The sequence below is a fragment of the Marinomonas rhodophyticola genome (assembly GCF_026113935.1).
Taxonomy (GTDB): domain Bacteria; phylum Pseudomonadota; class Gammaproteobacteria; order Pseudomonadales; family Marinomonadaceae; genus Marinomonas; species Marinomonas rhodophyticola.
Genome location: NZ_JAPEUL010000009.1, coordinates 58,872 through 77,500 on the forward strand (window position 1 = coordinate 58,872; position 18,629 = coordinate 77,500).

General features: G+C 45.3%; 16 protein-coding genes, 4 tRNA genes, 2 rRNA genes and 1 pseudogene (1 of these 23 only partly in view). 6 read left to right on the forward strand and 17 right to left on the reverse strand.

What is annotated here, in order from left to right:
• Positions 1–39: 39 nt before the first annotated feature.
• The 14 genes and pseudogenes from rplJ to ONZ52_RS14705 all read right to left on the reverse strand — a co-directional run bounded on the left by rplJ (position 40) and on the right by ONZ52_RS14705 (position 7,914).
• Positions 40–540, reverse strand: a complete 501-nt coding sequence (rplJ, locus tag ONZ52_RS14640; protein WP_265219474.1) for a 50S ribosomal protein L10 — start codon at positions 538–540, stop codon at positions 40–42.
• A 232-nt stretch (positions 541–772) separates the two neighbouring features.
• Positions 773–1,474 carry a 50S ribosomal protein L1 gene (gene rplA / locus ONZ52_RS14645; RefSeq protein WP_265219475.1) on the reverse strand — a complete coding sequence of 234 codons (702 nt, stop codon included), beginning with the start codon at positions 1,472–1,474 and terminating at the stop codon, positions 773–775.
• On the reverse strand, positions 1,474–1,908 hold the full coding sequence (rplK, locus tag ONZ52_RS14650; protein ID WP_111608618.1) for a 50S ribosomal protein L11: 435 nt from the start codon (positions 1,906–1,908) through the stop codon (positions 1,474–1,476). Before rplK ends, rplA begins: the two co-directional genes overlap by 1 nt.
• Before the next feature lie 49 nt (positions 1,909–1,957).
• The gene (gene nusG / locus ONZ52_RS14655) at positions 1,958–2,491 is read right to left on the reverse strand and encodes a transcription termination/antitermination protein NusG (RefSeq protein WP_265219476.1); all 534 of its coding nucleotides are present in this window, start codon (positions 2,489–2,491) and stop codon (positions 1,958–1,960) included.
• Between the two features lie 9 nt (positions 2,492–2,500).
• Positions 2,501–2,868: pseudogene (secE, locus tag ONZ52_RS14660) on the reverse strand (preprotein translocase subunit SecE).
• Positions 2,869–2,908: 40 nt separating this feature from the next.
• Positions 2,909–2,984, reverse strand: a tRNA-Trp gene (locus tag ONZ52_RS14665).
• A gap of 116 nt (positions 2,985–3,100) precedes the next feature.
• Positions 3,101–3,176 (reverse strand) — tRNA-Thr (locus ONZ52_RS14670).
• Between the two features lies 1 nt (position 3,177).
• Positions 3,178–3,252 (reverse strand) — tRNA-Gly (locus ONZ52_RS14675).
• Positions 3,253–3,255: 3 nt separating this feature from the next.
• Positions 3,256–3,339, reverse strand: a tRNA-Tyr gene (locus tag ONZ52_RS14680).
• Positions 3,340–3,413: 74 nt separating this feature from the next.
• Complete coding sequence (locus tag ONZ52_RS14685; RefSeq protein ID WP_265219477.1) at positions 3,414–4,118, reverse strand: SPOR domain-containing protein; 705 nt, start codon at positions 4,116–4,118, stop codon at positions 3,414–3,416.
• On the reverse strand, positions 4,115–4,864 hold the full coding sequence (locus ONZ52_RS14690; protein ID WP_265219478.1) for a type III pantothenate kinase: 750 nt from the start codon (positions 4,862–4,864) through the stop codon (positions 4,115–4,117). The genes ONZ52_RS14685 and ONZ52_RS14690 overlap by 4 nt, the downstream gene beginning before the upstream one ends.
• Positions 4,833–5,786, reverse strand: coding sequence for a biotin--[acetyl-CoA-carboxylase] ligase (locus tag ONZ52_RS14695; protein ID WP_265219479.1), 954 nt, complete (start codon positions 5,784–5,786; stop codon positions 4,833–4,835). Before ONZ52_RS14695 ends, ONZ52_RS14690 begins: the two co-directional genes overlap by 32 nt.
• Before the next feature lie 32 nt (positions 5,787–5,818).
• The gene (locus tag ONZ52_RS14700) at positions 5,819–6,706 is read right to left on the reverse strand and encodes a phytanoyl-CoA dioxygenase family protein (RefSeq protein ID WP_265219480.1); all 888 of its coding nucleotides are present in this window, start codon (positions 6,704–6,706) and stop codon (positions 5,819–5,821) included.
• An 11-nt stretch (positions 6,707–6,717) separates the two neighbouring features.
• Positions 6,718–7,914, reverse strand: a complete 1,197-nt coding sequence (locus ONZ52_RS14705; RefSeq protein ID WP_265219481.1) for an alpha/beta hydrolase — start codon at positions 7,912–7,914, stop codon at positions 6,718–6,720.
• 154 nt (positions 7,915–8,068) lie between these two features.
• Here ONZ52_RS14705 and ONZ52_RS14710 point away from each other — a divergent pair, with 154 nt between their 5' ends.
• Both ONZ52_RS14710 and ONZ52_RS14715 read left to right on the forward strand, forming a co-directional pair.
• Complete coding sequence (locus ONZ52_RS14710; protein ID WP_265219482.1) at positions 8,069–8,452, forward strand: GNAT family N-acetyltransferase; 384 nt, start codon at positions 8,069–8,071, stop codon at positions 8,450–8,452.
• A 139-nt stretch (positions 8,453–8,591) separates the two neighbouring features.
• Positions 8,592–9,935, forward strand: coding sequence for a GH1 family beta-glucosidase (locus ONZ52_RS14715; protein WP_265219483.1), 1,344 nt, complete (start codon positions 8,592–8,594; stop codon positions 9,933–9,935).
• A gap of 96 nt (positions 9,936–10,031) precedes the next feature.
• Here the strand turns inward: ONZ52_RS14715 and ONZ52_RS14720 are convergent, their stop codons facing one another.
• Entirely contained in the window at positions 10,032–11,747 is a 1,716-nt protein-coding gene (locus ONZ52_RS14720; protein ID WP_265219484.1) for an OpgD/OpgG family glucan biosynthesis protein, read from the reverse strand.
• Positions 11,748–12,176: 429 nt separating this feature from the next.
• Here ONZ52_RS14720 and ONZ52_RS14725 point away from each other — a divergent pair, with 429 nt between their 5' ends.
• From ONZ52_RS14725 to ONZ52_RS14740, 4 genes are all read left to right on the forward strand, one after another.
• Positions 12,177–12,356, forward strand: coding sequence for a PAS domain-containing protein (locus tag ONZ52_RS14725; RefSeq protein ID WP_265220299.1), 180 nt, complete (start codon positions 12,177–12,179; stop codon positions 12,354–12,356).
• A gap of 296 nt (positions 12,357–12,652) precedes the next feature.
• Positions 12,653–13,504, forward strand: coding sequence for a sensor domain-containing diguanylate cyclase (locus ONZ52_RS14730; RefSeq protein WP_265219485.1), 852 nt, complete (start codon positions 12,653–12,655; stop codon positions 13,502–13,504).
• Positions 13,471–14,259: a putative bifunctional diguanylate cyclase/phosphodiesterase gene (locus ONZ52_RS14735; RefSeq protein ID WP_265219486.1), complete on the forward strand. Its 789-nt coding sequence runs from the start codon at positions 13,471–13,473 to the stop codon at positions 14,257–14,259. The genes ONZ52_RS14730 and ONZ52_RS14735 overlap by 34 nt, the downstream gene beginning before the upstream one ends.
• A 96-nt stretch (positions 14,260–14,355) precedes the next feature.
• Positions 14,356–15,591, forward strand: a complete 1,236-nt coding sequence (locus ONZ52_RS14740; RefSeq protein ID WP_265219487.1) for a uracil-xanthine permease family protein — start codon at positions 14,356–14,358, stop codon at positions 15,589–15,591.
• A 924-nt stretch (positions 15,592–16,515) separates the two neighbouring features.
• Here ONZ52_RS14740 and rrf read toward each other — a convergent pair.
• Together rrf and ONZ52_RS14750 are read right to left on the reverse strand one after the other, a co-directional pair.
• Positions 16,516–16,630, reverse strand: a 5S ribosomal RNA gene (gene rrf / locus ONZ52_RS14745).
• A gap of 198 nt (positions 16,631–16,828) precedes the next feature.
• A 23S ribosomal RNA gene (locus tag ONZ52_RS14750) occupies positions 16,829–18,629 on the reverse strand; it runs 1,088 nt beyond the window's last position.

The following is an 18,629-nucleotide window of genomic DNA, read 5'->3' on the forward strand; positions in this document are numbered from 1 at the left end:
AAACAAAATATTTATCAAGAAGGGATACGGTAAACCGTATTAAGCCGCTTCTTGCTCTTTTTGATCGCGAACCGCTGCAAGAGTACGTACCAACTTGCTTGTTGCGCCCTGAATAACACTCATCAGTTTCGCAATAGCTTCGTCGTATGTAGGCAGTGTTGCCAAACGATCAATGTCGCCAGCTGGGATCAACTCACCGTTGAACGCCAACGCCTTTACTTCAAACTTGCTGTTCGTTTTTGCAAACGCTTTCAACAAACGAGCCGCCGCACCTGGGTGCTCGTTAGAAAAAGCAATTAGCGTAGGACCAACAAAGCTCTCAGCTAGACATTCGAAGTCAGTGCCTTCAACTGCACGGCGAGCCAAAGTGTTACGTACTACACGTACATAAACACCTGCTTCGCGCGCTTCTTTACGTAGTGCAGTCATGCTGCTCACGGTAACACCGCGAGAATCAGCCACAACCGCAGACAACGCAGTTTTAGCAACTTCGCTAACTTCGGCGACAATGGCTTTTTTGTCTTCTAGACCTAATGCCACTGGTTTTCTCCTGGATTAGCAGGGAATAAATTCCCCTATTTTTACCAACTCTCCGATTGCTCGAAGTACTTGCTGGTGAGTTAGATCCAAGTATATCTGAATCGGGCCACACCATCTGCGCAGGACAAACATTTTTCAACGTTGTTATTAAACCGTGAGGTTCCTGCGGTCTTTGACGGCCTACTCAACAAATTAATGAAGGCAGACCCCAAAGCTCATGATCTAAATATGCTTACTTAGTAGCGTTAAGCGCACCTAGATCAATTTGTAGACCAGGCCCCATTGTAGAGGACAAAGTCACTTTCTTAAGGTAAACACCTTTCGAAGACGCAGGTTTCGCACGACGCAAGTCGGTCAAAAGCGCTTCAAGGTTACCTCTGATAGCATCCGCAGCAAACTCAATAGAGCCAACAGCAGCGTGGATGATACCATTTTTATCTGTACGGTAACGAGCTTGACCTGCTTTTGCGTTTTTAACCGCAGTCGCAACGTCAGGCGTTACTGTGCCAACTTTCGGGTTAGGCATTAGACCACGAGGGCCTAGAACCTGACCTAGTTGACCAACGATGCGCATTGCATCTGGAGAAGCAATAACAACATCAAAATCAAGGTTACCAGCTTTAACTTGTTCAGCCAAATCTTCAAAACCAACAACATCCGCGCCAGCCGCTTTCGCCGCCTCAGCGTTTGCACCTTGCGCAAACACAGCAACACGAACATTTTTACCTGCACCGTGAGGCAATACAGTAGAACCACGAACAACCTGATCAGATTTACGTGGGTCAACGCCTAGGTTAACAGATACGTCGATAGATTCTTTGAACTTAACAGTAGAAAGCTCAGACAATAGAGCAACCGCTTCCTCAACAGAGTAAAGCTTAGTCGCTTCTACTTTTTCAGCGATCAAGCGAGCGCGTTTCGTTAATTTAGCCATTAGTTAACACCCTCAACTTCTAGACCCATAGCGCGTGCGCTACCAGCAATAGTACGAACTGCTGCATCCATGTTAGAAGCAGTCAAATCAGCCTGCTTAGCAACAACAATCTCTTCTAGTTGAGCACGAGTAACCGTACCAACTTTTTGGGTGTTTGGACGTGGAGAACCACTCTTCAAGCCTGCTGCTTTCTTAAGCAATACAGCCGCTGGAGTAGACTTAGTTTCGAACGTAAAACTACGGTCACTGTATACAGTGATAATAACAGGCGTTGGAAGACCAGGCTCTAGACCTTGAGTTTTCGCATTGAACGCTTTACAGAACTCCATAATATTCACACCGTGTTGACCAAGTGCTGGACCAACTGGTGGACTTGGGTTCGCTTGACCCGCTTTAACTTGCAGCTTGATATAAGCTTGGACTTTCTTAGCCATTTTTTAACTCCAATTGGGTCACTGCCCTAAGGCTACCCGTTCAACAAAATCAGGCCTTTTCAACCTGACTAAATTCCAAATCAACTGGCGTTGAGCGCCCAAAAATAAGCACCGCCACTTTGATTCGACTTTTATCGTAATCCACTTCTTCCACAACGCCATTAAAGTCGGCAAACGAGCCCTCGTTAACACGAACCACTTCACCCACTTCAAACAAGGTTTTAGGACGAGGCTTATCGACGCCGTCACTAACACGCTGCAGAATGGCATCCGCTTCGCGACTGGTAATGGGTGATGGCTTATCAGCCGTACCACCAATAAAACCCAATACACGAGAGGTGCCTTTAACCAAATGCCAAGAGGCATCATTCATATCCATCTGAACCAACACATAACCTGGATAGAATTTTCTTTCACTCTTGCGCTTTTTACCATCTCGGATTTCAACCACTTCTTCGGTCGGCACCAAGATGTCACCAAAATTCTCTTCCTGCCCCATAACCTGCACTCGCTCAATAAGCGAACGCATTACGTGCTTTTCGTACCCTGAGTACGCCTGTACTACATACCATCGTTTGGTCACGAGCAACTCCTAACTAATTACCGAGGAAACGATCCAGCCAAGGAGCGAATCCACCCCCCATAGCACGAGAGACATAAAAACAACAACCGCTAACACAATCAAGGTCGTTTGCACGGTTTCTTGTCTCGTTGGCCATACAACTCTGCGAATTTCGGTTTTAGCTTCTTTTGCAAGAGTAAAAAAGCCTTACCTTTAACAGTTTGTAACGCAACAAAACCAGCGACACCGGCCAACACCAAAATAGCGATTAAACGATACAATAGTGACTCAGCAGAATAATAGTTATTACCAATCACGCCTACCGCAACTAGCAGAACAACAATCGCCCACTTAAACACATCTCCGCGAGACGCTTGAGCTTCAGTACTCGAACTCATACTTCAGGTGATCCCTAACTAAGAAATAGGATACGAAAGATGGCAGGCCAAGAGGGACTCGAACCCCCAACAGCCGGTTTTGGAAACCGGTGCTCTACCAATTGAACTATTGGCCTACATTCGTATGGGCGGAGGATGATACCTGAACAAGCTAAACTTAGCAAGGGTATCTGCCCAAAAAACAGACAATAAAAAAGGCGGCTAACCCACCTATCTTTTGCATTGAAAATGCTGGAGCTCATGAGCAGATTTGAACTGCCGACCTCACCCTTACCAAGGGTGTGCTCTACCAACTGAGCTACATGAGCTTGGAGCGGGTAGCGGGAATCGAACCCGCCTCTTCAGCTTGGAAGGCTGAGGTAATAGCCACTATACCATACCCGCAATTGGTGGAGGGAGGTGGATTCGAACCACCGAAACTCTCGTGGCAGATTTACAATCTGCTCCCTTTGGCCACTCGGGAACCCCTCCACGTACTCAGCGCTACAACGCAACACCCCAAAAGGTGGGAGCCATTATATGAATCGCTTTGCCAATTGCAAGCACTAGCAAGGATTTTTTTCTAATTTTATCATCATCTTGGTCAGATCAAAGCGTGAGACAAACCGCTCCCAGTCTTTCTCACTAACAGGCTGAGCTATATCAATCTGCTGAATCGACACATTTCGCATATGTTCATAGACATCAACAGTATAACCGGAAATATTTTGTATTCGCTGCTTCGCTTGATCAGCCCTCTCCTGCGAAGAATACAGACCTAATGAAATGCGATTTTTCATCTCAGCACGGTTAATAACAAAACTATCAACCGATTTAGACGCAAGATCTTTGACAATTTTTGCCGCCGTGGCAGGCGTGTCAGGCGCTGCAATGTACAACCAAAATTTAGGGCGCTTACCTGTCACTTCCTGCTCTTTGTAAGCCCAACCAAAATCTGTCAGCACTTGGGTGATTTGTTTTTTATCCTCTTGTCGCTCTGTCTCCAGACGTGGACATAATAATGCAGGTGACTTAGCAACCGTTTGATCTATGACTCGATTCAGCGCCTCTTCTAAACTTTCATTCGATGACGTATTCACCTTGAGGTTTTGTTCGTTAATTGCTGGCACCTCGGACAACAAATGGATCTTTTCACTTACAGGAGGGGCGTAAATGGATTCTTGAGCCACCTTTGGTTTATCTTTTACAAAACCATGCCAGCCGAGAAATCCTGCATTAAGCAACACCACACACAAAAATAGCCACTTCATTTGTCGCCTCTCAAACGCTCATCACCCACCAGCTTCGCACCCAAAGCGACAAGATTGGGCTGACACTCCAACGCAATACCCAATACATCCAGCAATCTTCGCGCATCCCCACCCGTCACAACCCATTTGAAAGTAGAGTAACGGCGATAAATACGCTCCAAGAAACCCAGCGCCATTTCATGACACCCTTCCGTTACCGCCCTGGCCGTTGAGTTAGGTAAGCCTTGCCCAGCGACCACTTCATGCGCCTCATAACGAATACGCGCCGTTTTAGAAAGCAAGGCATCCTCCATCATAGCGAGCCCTGGAGCTATGTAGCCGCCAAGGTGCACACCAGCCTGGTTTACTACATCCACTTTAATCGCCGTTCCTGCATCGACGATAACCACATCGCCTTTCACCAAATGATGCGCTGCAATAACACCTAACCAACGGTCTATCCCTAAGCGTTCAGGCTCAATGTAAGCATTGCGCACACCACACGCGTAATCCTGACTTTTTAATGTCAACCACTGACTTTGCGGAAACTCTGCTTGAATATCTGCGCGCAACAAAGCACTCAACTCTTTGGAACGAACACTGGCAAAATAGATCACATCTGGCACAAAGTCTGTATCAACAGGATAAGTGTCACCACGACTAACCCATAATACTTGCTCACCCAATAAAGCAGTAAATTTAATACTCGTATTGCCTGCGTCAACCACCAGTAAATTAGACTCGACGGACACTAATTTCTCCCCCATGCAACGCCACCAGCTCACCATTTTCTTCCAATAACAGCGCCCCCTTTTGATCAATCCCTCGAGCAATACCTTGGCGTTGCTGAGACACACTGCTTACTGTGACTGATTGATTAAATAACACGTCATACGCCTGCCAATGATGTTGGAAGTGCTTCATGCCATGGCCATCTTCGAAGAGTCTACAAACCTCTATAAGCTCCCTAGTAAGCTCAGCCAATATCAGGTTTCGGCTAGGCCTTGACTTTAATCGAGACACAAGGTCTGTCCATGGCTGATCAACGTGCGTCATAACACTCTTATCCATCTCGACATTAAGACCGATGCCAATAATGACATGGCAAACATCCTGATCCGCAACCATTTCTAGTAAAATACCGCAGATTTTCTGGCCATCAACCTGCACATCGTTTGGCCATTTTAGCCCAGGGTTTGGCACGCCTAGTTTTTTTAATACCCGAGCAACAGCCACTCCTGTCGCAAGGCTTAACCCCTCCACAACGCTTGGACCATTATCAAAACGCCACACAAACGAAAAGGTAATGTTTTTAGCAACACCCGATTCCCATTGGCGACCACGACGCCCTTTTCCCTGAGTCTGACGCTCAACCGAAATCAACACAGGTAATGAAGCCCCCTGTGAAATATAACGCTTTGCATCACCATTTGTAGATTCCGTTTCAAACGCTAGGTTAATCGCGACCTCATCCGGCACACCATTCTTACGCAGCGCCTCTTCCGACAATAATTCAAAAGGTGATGGCAGCCGATAGCCACGTCCCTTTACGGAGTGAACGTTCACCCCTATAGACTCAAGCTTTTTCAGTTTTTTCCATACAGCAGCACGAGTCACGCCTAATACGGCTCCAAGCTCTTCACCAGAGTGAAATTCGTTATCACTAAGCAGCGCTAAAACGGCATGCATCGACGCTCTCCAATTTGTCTATATATTAAGGGCTAAACCTGCCGAAAGGGCAAAAACGACTGACCCTGTTGCGCCTGTAGCCAATTCAATTCAGGGTATTCACAAACTTGATCAACGGCATGTATAGCATAAGCATGACGAGAGCGATCGGAACGGTTTGCATAGCTAAGATGTGGAAACTCGCCATTGAGGATAACCAAAGACCCTTTAGGGACAGGTAGTGGCACTAGGGCATCAGAATCCCAACTATGCTCTTTCAGAGTGACCATTTGGGTCTCAATTGCCCTAGGGTGCATACGCTCAAATCGTTTTAATAGCCCTTGTTTATGCCCCTCTGGTATTCCCCAAAGGCAGCCATTCTCCAGTGTCGCCTCTTCGATAGCAAACCACAGCCCAATCACACTCATTGGCGAGGTATAAAGAAACGTGCTGTCTTGATGACAATTAACTTCTCCCCCAATTCCAGGCTGCTTAAAGATGTACATAGATTGTGCGGCTCGCGGATCTTTCATGCCTAACCGTTGCAACAGTGCAGACCATACTGGAGACAATGAAAACTCGCTAAACAAGGTATCTTGGGAATGCAAACCATGACCCACTTTATTGATAGACAATTCGAGCGGCTGCTTCAGCTCTCCCGTTTCATCAAAGGCTTCCTCTTCGAAGAAAAAAGACACCTTATCGGCTGACTCCATAAAATAACGATCAGTATGACGAGACTGTTCATTCGTTGTAAAAATAGAGCGCACCACTTCTGGCTCAAATGCTGCCATTAGCTGCGTCATGCGGGATTTCAATGCATTACAAATTGACTCAGGTACAACCGATTCCAATACCAAGTATCCGTTATTATGATATTGATCCACTTGCAATTGAGTAAGTTCAATAGTGTTAAGCTTAAGATCTATTTGATTCATCATATACCTTCCCTTTACCCATTGCTGTCTGCATTGGCTCTTATGAAGAACACGATTTCTTGCATTAATGTGTTAAAATGAGGATTCCAAGAAACCCTTGCGGCATGGGGGCTTTTTTCTAGCAAAGCATCTGATTTTTCGCCAAACCAATTCGCTTGATCAGTACGACAACTCTCATATAAGTCCTCATCTGACACATACCAACCACAAACACGATAGATACCAGACTCGCCATAATAAGTGTTCTCAGGATTACCATGTACAGCCATATGCGACAGACCGAGAATTCTATCCTTAGGCCAATTGGTATTGTAAACCTTGATTCGGTCAGTATTCACACTCATTTGATCTTTACTGTACAGCACCATTTGACTCTTGGAGCCTATCATCCCTTCCTTAAATACCTCCTCCGTGACAGAGGAATCAACCGTCTGATCGTCTTCAGACAAGGCAATAAATACGGGTAAACGCTTAGGCTGATCCAATACTAAATCACGCACTTCCGCTGCTAATTCGTACACCTCGGCAATCGCTGGTAGAGGGATTGAAGCGTATTTCGCAAAATCATCACTAGGATCATTGTCTAACCAGTCTGTCACTAACGCCAACCAAGGTGCAAGCCAATCTATACCGCTGTTTACTTTAAATACAGGTGAAAACAAGATGGCCCCTGCAACTTGATCAGCATGCTGCCAAGCGTACTCTGTTGCCAATGCGCCACCTGTAGAAAAGCCGCCTACATATAAGGTATCCACTTCTTGACTGAACCCATTAGCCGCATTTCGGAAGGTAGCACGCCAATCGTCACGGGATATATCCAATAAATCCTCCGCTTTCGTACCATGTCCTGGCAATAAAATCACACGAACGTGATAACAAGCCGCTTGTAACGCCATGGCAGGGTCGCGCATAGAAAAAGGAGAGTCCGATAAGCCATGAGACAAAAGCACACCAATATTAGCTCGTCCGGCACACGCTTCTGGATCCGGCAACAATTCAAAAGGCATCACCGCATCCAGCTCTCTAAACTTATTGGCAGGATTAAGCCATCGCTTATTTTTTACAAGATACTCCTCTGCACGCACTAGGTATTGCTCAAATGACTCGCCTGCTGCAAAAACAAATGCTGTTTGTTTCTCCGCCGCATTTAACATCCCAGAAATGGGCAATGTCAAAAGACACACGCTCCACAACATAACTTTTTGCCACATACCAATCCTCTCATTATTAAGTAATTCAATCTAACCCATGTTTTTTTACACACAGCAAACTATGCTAACATTCAATATTTGATCGTCACATCTATTCCATATGAAAAGACCTTACCCTGATGCTGAACAAGTACTTTCTCTTTGGTTTCCACTGGTGAAAAAATTTTACCAGTCCCATTACCCAAGTGGAAAACCTAATAAAGCAGATCCAATTTGGGTCATACGCAACCATAAAAACGCCATTCTTTGTGCCCTTCGGCTCAAACGGATTGCAGAATATCAACTGCTCACCGCCATGGTGACCGAACCAAGCCATCGAAACATCGGCCTCGGCAGTCACCTAATCAACAACATTCATTCCGCATTAAATGACAGACCGACTTATTGCTTTGCCTTCACCCATTTGGTGCCTTTTTATCATGCAAATCATTTTACGACTATCAGCGTCGAAATGTTACCAGCAGAACTCCAAAAACGTTTTCAAGCCTACACATCTCAAGGCAGAAGCATTACACCTATGCACTATATTCTCCGCTAAAACAGACTTAAAAAGCACTTAAAATACCTTAAATTACTAAAATACTTCGATCATTGTTGACCCTTTTTCCTATCCTCCAGTACCTTTGAGAACATTACTGACCTTGCCATAAGAAACCAATAAGAATACCGAGGAAATCATGTCTATCACCTTACCTACAAACTCGAAAATGCTAAGCCAAGATTTTATTTTTGGCGTAGCGACAGCGGCGTTTCAAATCGAAGGCGCGACCCAATCTGATAATCGTCTGCCCTCTATTTGGGACACGTTTTGCGCTACGCCTGGCAAAGTAAAAGACATGGATAATGGCGACATAGCCTGCAATCACTACCAATTGTGGGAGCAAGATATCCAGTTGATCAAACGACTCGGTGTTGATGCTTATCGACTCTCGATTGCATGGCCTCGCGTCATGGACGAAAACGGCAAAGCGAATCAAGCTGGACTCGACTTTTATCGCCATTTACTCAAAAAACTTAAAGAAGAAGGACTAACCGTCTTTGTCACTCTCTACCATTGGGACCTACCACAACACTTAGAAGACAAAGGTGGCTGGCTAAATAGAGAAACCGCCTATCAATTCAAAAAATACGCCGATTTAGTGACCCAAGAACTCGCTGAATGGGTCGACAGTTGGGCGACATTCAATGAACCTTTCTGCGCTGCAATTTTAGGTTATGAACTGGGCATACACGCCCCTGGTTTAAGCAAGCCAGAATACGGCAGACAAGCCGCTCACCATATTTTACTGGCCCATGGTTTGGCTTTACCCGTCATCCGTAAAAACGCCCCAAACTCACAAGTGGGCATTGTGCTCAATATGAATCGCTCCTATGCCGCCAGCGAAAAGGCCGAAGATCAATTCGCTTGCTTGATGCGTGACACTTTGGACAACCAATTCTTTATTGAGCCTCTGATGACCGGCCAGTATCCCAAATTACTCAAAACCGTCGCACCGCAGTACCTACCAACGGTTTTGCCAGGTGACATGGACATCATTGCTCAACCGATTGATTTCTTGGGCATGAACTTCTACACCTGTAATCATAACGCTTACGACGCGGATAACCTGTTCAAAAATGTAAAAAATAGCCAAGCGGTTGAGTACACTGATATCGGCTGGGAAATCGCACCACACGCTTTTACCGAACTATTAGTGAATTTACACAAACAATATCACTTACCGCCTATGTACATTACCGAGAATGGCGCCGCTTGCGCGGATCACATCGTGGATGGCGAAGTCAACGATGAGCAACGCGTACGCTATTTAGATAGCCATTTAAACGCGGTTAATAAAGCCATTGAAAATGGTGTTGATATTCGAGGTTATTTTGCTTGGAGCTTGATGGATAACTTTGAATGGGCTGAGGGGTACAGCAAGCGTTTTGGTCTCATCTACGTTGATTATCAAACTCAGGAAAGAACCATAAAACAGAGTGGTTATGCATACCGTGATTTTCTAAATAGCCGCAAAGGTTAGCAATTTAGGCACATATTATTGAATAAAAAACGCCCGACGTATAACATCGGGCGTTTTTATTTATCACTTCATTAGCGACGAGTATTTAATAGAAAACTACTTCAAATGGCCGGCATTATGAAGCTCTCTATCACTCTCTGCTGGCGGAGTCCACTGATACTGCCAAGTCTCAGTCAACGGCTGACCATTAGCTTCTAAATAAACCCGTAAGTTAATCGGCTTAGGCTCGCCTTTTGGTGGCACCAAATCAAACATTGCTCGATAACCATCAATAGAATGCAGTGGTCGAGCAGACTCAATCTCTACTCTTCCTTCCGAAGAGGTAATGACGGCTTTTACTTTCGTATCATTGCCTAGCATTGCTAAAGAACCACCAGCAAAGTCGACCACAAAGCGCTTGCTATAATATTGACGCTTCTTACCAATCACACCGCCAATGCCCGTAAAGGTATCAACGACACGCGCTCGATTAGATTGCACCGGAGGATGGCTTCCCCAATACATGTTGTAGCTATACAGTAGCTCTTGACCCGCTTCAACTGGTGCCGCGGGGTTCCAGAAAGCAACGATGTTATCGAATGTTTCATCAAGAGTTGGAATCTCGACCAATTGTACAGAGCCTTTACCCCAGTTACCAATCGGTTCAATCCATAAGCTTGGGCGCTTCTCATAAAAAACACCGTCATCTTGATAGTGGTCAAAGTTGCGATCACGCTGTAGCAAACCAAAGCCCTTTGGATTCTCATCGCTGTAAGCATTAAACTGCAAATTAGCAGGGTTGCTTAAAGGGCGCCAGATCCACTCTCCGTTACCCGTTTGCATGGCCAAGCCATCAGAGTCATGAATTTCAGCGCGCCAATCGTAATTGGTTCTACGATCATTTTCGCCGACCATAAACATACTGGTCATTGGCGCAACACCCAAACGCTCAACCGATTTACGTGGGTAAACGGCCGAATCTACTCGCATTTTAAACGGTTCACCTGGTGACATATCAAAACGATAGGCACCTGTCACACTTGGAGAGTCCATTAATGCGTACACCGTCACTAGATCCGAGCCTGGCGTTGGCTTCTCTAACCAAAAGTCCGTAAAAATTGGAAACTCTTCAGGGTGCGGCATCGCCGTATCAATCGCTAGACCACGAGCAGAAAGGCCATATTGCATTTCGCTACCTACCGCACGGAAGTAACTCGCCCCTAAAAAAGCGACAACATCACGCTGCCAGTCTGTCGCAAATTGCATTCTAAATCCGGCAAAACCAAGATCTTTAGGAAGCTTATTACCATCTACCTTGGACTTACCGTAGGTAAATTCAGAAGGCATGTAAGGAATAGGCGTTGATTTACCATTTTCCAACTCATTCATATGAATGGGCGTGTCAAAACCTAACCCAAGATGAAAAAGCTCTGTACGAAACTCCGATTTTTGATCACGCCACAAGGCCGCGTCTTTATTAAAACGAATTTCTTGGTAATCATCCCAGTCAAGGCGTTTTAAGCTCTCAGGTAATTCACCTTGATGACTTTTATAAGGCGTTGTCGCCAATTGGCGCGCATATCCTTTTAACCAAGCATAGCTGAACGCCTGTCCTTCTTCCGGCTGAGCAGCAGATTGTGTGGCCTGAGACGGTGACGTCTGTGACTGGGCGGCACAAGCCGTGAGGCTAAACAACACGCCAACAGCGACCAGTGATCGACTCACTAATCTTTGTAAGCGATGAGAGGCATCTATTTTATGGGGATTGTGCATTGTCTGTGGCACAACCAAGTTTGAACCCTTCATGGACTCAGAAAAACAACGAGGAAGCATATAACATGACCCTATCAATTAAAAAATTAATATCTATATTAGCTAATTACGACCATACCGAGTGTTCAGATAGAGTAAATATTTAATATATTCATATGGAAAACTCAGCATAAAACCTTACAGTTTATTTGAGATCTGAACCTGTGCTAATCAATATTATGTTGCTATGACAGCACGCTCTTTTTAATTTAAAACAGCCTCTCAGGTTGATTACATAAGACTACAGAGTAGCATCACATGTTATACAGCCGACAAGTCTGCTTTAGATTAGAATGCTCACAACAGCACTCATGTAGGAGCTTCAAAAACGGCTTCTACTACATAATCAGATTATTAAGGTGACAAATGACGCTTTATCATTGGGTAGCAATACTCGGTTCCTTTTTAGCCTTATGTCTTATACTCAAATTTGTAAAAACCTACCTTAGGATGAAGGCTGGCAATGGTATTATTCTGCAAAAGCTTGCGCTCTGCGAGCGTTATGCAAACCAATTAACATCGTCTCTCGATAGTCTCCCTGATCCGATTTGGATCAAAGATGAAGAACAAGCCTATCTATATTGTAACGCGTCATTTGAACGCCTACTCGGTCTCTCAAAGCCGAGATAATCGGCTATAAAGACGAAGACATTCACGCCCAGCACAACCAACACATCATTCCTAATATAACTTCAAAAAAGACAACAGGCACAACAGAAGAATATGTCTGCTTACCCTGCGGAAGAATAGATTATTTTCAAATAAAATGCGCTCTAACATACAATACATCGGGACAATTTTTTTCATCAATCGGACATGCTCAAAGAACCACCTCTTTCAAAGAAAGAGAAAGTGAACTTATTGAAGCCGAGATTCGAGTAAATGAAGCACTCAAACTCACCAAAGTTGGCATTTGGGAGTGGAACGTGGCAACAGATGTTTGGTTTGCTACACCTTCTTATTTCACCATGCTTGGTTATGTACCGGTTGAAGGCCCAGCAGACCGCCAAGCAGAATTGGAAAAAATTCATCCCGACGATCGTGAGTACGTATTAAATACCATTAAAAGTATCTTAAACAGTAAAACCACTACGAACTATTACAAGTACGAAGCACGTATTCGACACAGTAACGGAGACTACCGCTGGATTGGTGTACGCTGTATCGTGACTGAGTTTGATCAAGAGGATAAACCATCACGTATGCTGGGTGTTCGTATCGACATTGACGACATTCAAAAAGCGCACTCTCAAGTAGAGTGGCTGGCTCATCATGACCCTCTAACCAAACTCTCCAATAGAGTCGCACTCCATAAGACCTTCCATAAGATTATGACGCCCGATACCAAGCTGGCATTACTGTTTATTGATCTGGACCACTTTAAAAACATCAACGATTCCCTTGGCCATTCGATCGGTGATCAACTGCTGCTTGCCGTAGCAGACCGAATGCGTACCTTAGTAGCTTCTGACGGCTATGTTGCTCGACAAGGCGGAGATGAGTTTATTATCCTGCTACCCGCTGAGCAAGAAGCACAACTAACCAAAAGAATCACTCTAATCAAAGAGGGCTTGGCTGCTCGCTATCATATTGATCAGCATCAGTTTTTCATCACGCCTTCGATTGGCGTGAGCCTGTACCCAAGAAACGGCAAAGATTTCGATACCTTGTATAAACGAGCTGACACTGCAATGTACTATGCAAAACATTCAGGCCGAAATCAGTTCGTTTTTTTAGCGAAGAAATGCAGGCTATTTCCACACGTGCCCTCTCCCTAGGCAATGCTCTCCATGACGCCTTAGAGCAATCAGAGTTTTACTTGCATTATCAACCACAAGTATCCCTCTCAACAGGTAAAATAATCGGTGCAGAGGCTCTTATTCGATGGCACAGCAAGACACTTGGCAACGTCAGCCCTGCTGAATTTATTCCTCTTGCAGAAGAAAGCGGACAAATTTTAGCCATTGGTGAATGGGTGTTACGAGAAACAGCCCGCCAGATTAAGCGATGGCTCGACGACGGAATCGAGCCTGTTAGAATAGCAGTCAACCTATCTTATGCCCAATTCCAAGCAAATGATCTTCCTTTGATTGTGAACGCTATTCTCAATGAATACGACGTACCTGCAGAATATCTAGAATTGGAACTAACAGAACATATTGCCACCAAAAATCCCAAGCACACTATTACAATACTAGAGTCGTTCCAACGATACGGAATAAAAACCGCCATTGATGATTTTGGCACTGGCTACTCATCCTTAAGCTACCTACAACGCTTCCCTGTTTATAAACTCAAAATAGATCAATCTTTTGTACGCAACATGACAACCAATAGAAATGACTATGTCATTGTTGGCATCATTATTCTTCTGGCTCAACAGTTAGAGATGACCACCATTGCAGAAGGCGTTGAAAACCAAGAACAGCTCGATTTACTCAAACAACTTGGCTGTGATGACATTCAAGGCTACCACATTAGTCGTCCCATTCCTGCAGACGAATTTACCCGCCATTTTCTTAAAAAAATCTAAAATCCAAGAAGTAACGGCTGAGGTTAAATCACCATGGCGCTCGCATCTACTTGTCTATAAAATTCTCGCACTTAAACCATTCCAAGGATTAAAATTATGAAAAATGCCGTCTTAGGCATTCAAATGCTGTTTGTTGCATTTGGCGCTCTTGTACTTGTCCCGCTATTAACTGGCTTGGACCCTAGCGTTGCTCTTTTTGGTGCTGGCGTTGGAACGCTGTTATTTCAATTAACTACAAAACGCACGGTCCCCATTTTTCTTGCCTCTTCTTTTGCTTTTATTGCTCCTATTATGTATGGCGTTCAAACTTGGGGAATTCCCGCTACCATGGGAGGATTGATTGCAGCAGGCTTTGTTTATGTTGTACTGGGTGGCTTGATTCGACTTAAAGGTGCAGGCTTCATTCACACCCTACTACCTCCCGTTGTTATTGGCCCGATCATTATGGTAATAGGTCTTGGTCTGGCGCCTGTTGCGGTCAATATGGCACTTGGCAAAGCAGGAGACACTCAAGTTATTGACGCCGATATTGCCATCTGGATTGCCTTAGCCTCCTTGCTAACTACCATTTTGATTAGTGTATTCGCAAAAGGGCTTTTTAGGCTACTGCCTGTTTTCGGAGGTATTATCGTTGGCTACGCATTAAGTTTATTTTTCGGCATTGTCGACTTCCAGCCCATTCATAATGCAGCATGGTTTGCCATGCCAAACTTTACCGCACCCGAGTTCAACATTAACGCGATATTATTCATGCTACCTGTTGCAATTGCACCAGCGGTTGAACACGTAGGTGATATTCTTTCCATCTCGAACGTAACGGGAAAAGACTATCTTAAAAAGCCAGGACTACATCGCACCATTACCGGTGATGGTATCGCTACCATGGCGGCCGCTATGGTAGGCGCACCACCAAATACGACTTACAGTGAAGTCACTGGTGCCGTGATGCTCACGAAGGCATTCAACCCTGTCATCATGACATGGGCCGCCATTGCCGCTATCGTACTGGCTTGGGTAGGGAAACTGGGCGCGGCCCTGCAAACGATACCATTACCTGTCATGGGTGGCATTATGATTCTATTGTTTGGTTCTATCGCTGCTGTGGGTTTAAACACCCTAATCAAAAATCAAGTCGACTTGCATAAATCACGTAATCTCATCATTGTTGGTGTTACATTAGTATTCGGCATTGGTGGTATGGCATTTGGTATTGGTGAGTTCAGCCTTCAAGGTATCAGTCTTTGCGGTATCGTCGCCATTGTATTGAACTTAATACTGCCAAAAGATATCGGTGATAACCATATCGTCGATAAAGCACAAATAGAAAACTAGCGCTTTGATAAGAAACAGTTCAAATTAAACGGTCCTAAATGGGCCGTTTTTTTAGACAAAATAAGTGTTAACAAAACATTCATTAAGCAATGATTAGATAAATGAGTAAAACCTATTCTATCACTTTAGTCCTTCATGATTAATATAGAATAGCCTCGTTTTAAATAGACTCAGACAGTCAATTTGTATTTGTAGTCCCAATAAATCCAATACTGAATCCATTAATAGCACGATAACCATTGGCTTTATTACTAGATTGAGCAGATTCAAGGTAGGCGGATCGCTCAGGCCTCATCAAACTCTTGAGCGCTATCTCCATAAACTTGTTTAATTCATCAAGTTAAGCGATTTTATTAGACCCCGACAATTAGCGGATCAACCATAATTTGTGTTTGAGCTAAGTTTAGTTTTCAAGTCCCATAGCCCTCTTTTTGTTCATTTCATTTGTTTTTTGATCGTAACAAAACGAATTTAACGAAAAACGGCCTATATTATCGGAGCTAAGGCCACGACCTACAAAAATCTGAATAACCTGTCGGCCTTTAGGCCGTCAAAAGCGAAGCGAATACCAAGGTGATGGTGATGCACCTCGGCCCCTTTCCTTGAGACGAAAAAAGCCCTGACAGCGTTAGCTATCAGGGCCTTCTTAATATAAAGCTTGACGACGACCTACTCTCACATGCGTGTCTTTGATAAAGAGCCCCACACGCACGTGGCAAGGATCATGCTACGTCCCTGAAACGAAAAACCCCACCCCACTGAGTAGGATGGGGTTTCTCTTAATATAAAGCTTGTCGACGACCTACTCTCACATGCGTGTCTTTGATAAGAGGCCCCCACACGCACGTGGGAAGGATCATGCTACGTCCCTGAAACGAAAAAACCCCACCCTACTGAGTAGGATGGGGTTTCTCTTAATATAAAGCTTGACGACGACCTACTCTCACATGGGATCTCCCACACTACCATCGGCGATGGCGCTTTTCACTTCTGAGTTCGGGATGGGATCAGGTGGTTCAACGCCTCTATGATCGTCAAGCAATTCGTTTTGCGTTTTGTTCTGGCTGGACTCTTTGTCGTCTCACCACAACACGCGAATACGTGCTTGGATCTTTAACAATTCATTTTGAAATAGTGATAACCAAGTATCAAACCGATGCTCATCATTGCTGATGCTTTATCGTAATCTGTGTCTGTGATTGTAGCGTTTCCGCTTTAAAAACCACTTTGGTGTTATATGGTCAAGCCTCACGAGCAATTAGTATTGGTTAGCTCAATGCCTCACAGCACTTACACACCCAACCTATCAACGTCCTAGTCTCGAACGGCTCTTTAGGGAACTTATGTTCCAGTGAGATCTTATCTTAAGGGAGGCTTCCCGCTTAGATGCTTTCAGCGGTTATCCCGTCCGAACATAGCTACCCGGCAATGCCACTGGCGTGACAACCGGAACACCAGAGGTTCGTCCACTCCGGTCCTCTCGTACTAGGAGCAGCTCCTCTCAAATCTCAAACGTCCACGGCAGATAGGGACCGAACTGTCTCACGACGTTCTAAACCCAGCTCGCGTACCACTTTAAATGGCGAACAGCCATACCCTTGGGACCGGCTTCAGCCCCAGGATGTGATGAGCCGACATCGAGGTGCCAAACACCGCCGTCGATGTGAACTCTTGGGCGGTATCAGCCTGTTATCCCCGGAGTACCTTTTATCCGTTGAGCGATGGCCCTTCCATACAGAACCACCGGATCACTAAGACCTACTTTCGTACCTGCTCGACGTGTCTGTCTCGCAGTTAAGCGTGCTTTTGCCTTTACACTCTATGCATGATTTCCGACCATGCTGAGCACACCTTCGTGCTCCTCCGTTACTCTTTGGGAGGAGACCGCCCCAGTCAAACTACCCACCACACAGTGTCCTCGATCCGGATTACGGACCTGAGTTAGAACCTCAAACATACCAGGGTGGTATTTCAAGAGTGGCTCCACGGTAACTGGCGTCACCGCTTCAAAGCCTCCCACCTATCCTACACAAGTAGGTTCAAAGTTCACTGTGAAGCTATAGTAAAGGTTCACGGGGTCTTTCCGTCTAGCCGCGGATACACAGCATCTTCACTGCGATTTCAATTTCACTGAGTCTCGGGTGGAGACAGTGTGGCCATCGTTACGCCATTCGTGCAGGTCGGAACTTACCCGACAAGGAATTTCGCTACCTTAGGACCGTTATAGTTACGGCCGCCGTTTACTTGGGCTTCGATCAAGAGCTTCGCTTGCGCTAACCCCATCAATTAACCTTCAAGCACCGGGCAGGCGTCACACCCTATACGTCCACTTTCGTGTTTGCAGAGTGCTGTGTTTTTAATAAACAGTCGCAGCCACCTGGTATCTTCGACCGACTAGTGCTTACGGAGCAAGTCCTTCACACCGGCCGGCGTACCTTCTCCCGAAGTTACGGTACCATTTTGCCTAGTTCCTTCACCCGAGTTCTCTCAAGCGCCTTGGTATTCTCTACCTGACCACCTGTGTCGGTTTGGGGTACGGTTCCTGCATATCTGAAGCTTAGAAGTTTTTCCTGGAAGCATGGCATCAACCACTTCGCCCAAAAGAGGGCTCGTCATCAGTTCTCGGTCTTAAAAGGGCCCGGATTTGCCTAAGCCCTAAACCTACCGCCTTAAACACAGACAACCATCGCTGTGCTGGCCTAGCCTTCTCCGTCTCTCCATCGCAATATGCACGAGTACAGGAATATTAACCTGTTTCCCATCGACTACGCATTTCTGCCTCGCCTTAGGGGCCGACTCACCCTGCCCTGATTAACATGGGACAGGAAACCTTGGTCTTCCGGCGGGGAGTTTTTCACTCCCCTTATCGTTACTCATGTCAACATTCGCACTTCTGATACCTCCAGCCTGCCTTACAGCTTGACCTTCAACGGCTTACAGAACGCTCCTCTACCATGCCTAGTAAACTAAGCATCCGTAGCTTCGGTGTACAGTTTTAGCCCCGTTATATCTTCCGCGCAGGCCGACTCGACTAGTGA

Coding starts and splice junctions, on each gene's coding strand:
- rplK (WP_111608618.1), bottom strand. CDS start 1,908: ATGGCTAAGAAAGTCCAAGCTTATATCAAGCTGCAAGTTAAAGCGGGT.
- ONZ52_RS14720 (WP_265219484.1), bottom strand. CDS start 11,747: ATGCTTCCTCGTTGTTTTTCTGAGTCCATGAAGGGTTCAAACTTGGTT.
- ONZ52_RS14685 (WP_265219477.1), bottom strand. CDS start 4,118: ATGAAGTGGCTATTTTTGTGTGTGGTGTTGCTTAATGCAGGATTTCTC.
- ONZ52_RS14740 (WP_265219487.1), top strand. CDS start 14,356: ATGAAAAATGCCGTCTTAGGCATTCAAATGCTGTTTGTTGCATTTGGC.
- ONZ52_RS14705 (WP_265219481.1), bottom strand. CDS start 7,914: ATGTGGCAAAAAGTTATGTTGTGGAGCGTGTGTCTTTTGACATTGCCC.
- rplA (WP_265219475.1), bottom strand. CDS start 1,474: ATGGCTAAATTAACGAAACGCGCTCGCTTGATCGCTGAAAAAGTAGAA.
- ONZ52_RS14725 (WP_265220299.1), top strand. CDS start 12,177: ATGAAGGCTGGCAATGGTATTATTCTGCAAAAGCTTGCGCTCTGCGAG.
- ONZ52_RS14695 (WP_265219479.1), bottom strand. CDS start 5,786: ATGCATGCCGTTTTAGCGCTGCTTAGTGATAACGAATTTCACTCTGGT.
- ONZ52_RS14715 (WP_265219483.1), top strand. CDS start 8,592: ATGTCTATCACCTTACCTACAAACTCGAAAATGCTAAGCCAAGATTTT.
- ONZ52_RS14735 (WP_265219486.1), top strand. CDS start 13,471: ATGCAGGCTATTTCCACACGTGCCCTCTCCCTAGGCAATGCTCTCCAT.
- ONZ52_RS14700 (WP_265219480.1), bottom strand. CDS start 6,706: ATGATGAATCAAATAGATCTTAAGCTTAACACTATTGAACTTACTCAA.
- ONZ52_RS14690 (WP_265219478.1), bottom strand. CDS start 4,864: ATGGGGGAGAAATTAGTGTCCGTCGAGTCTAATTTACTGGTGGTTGAC.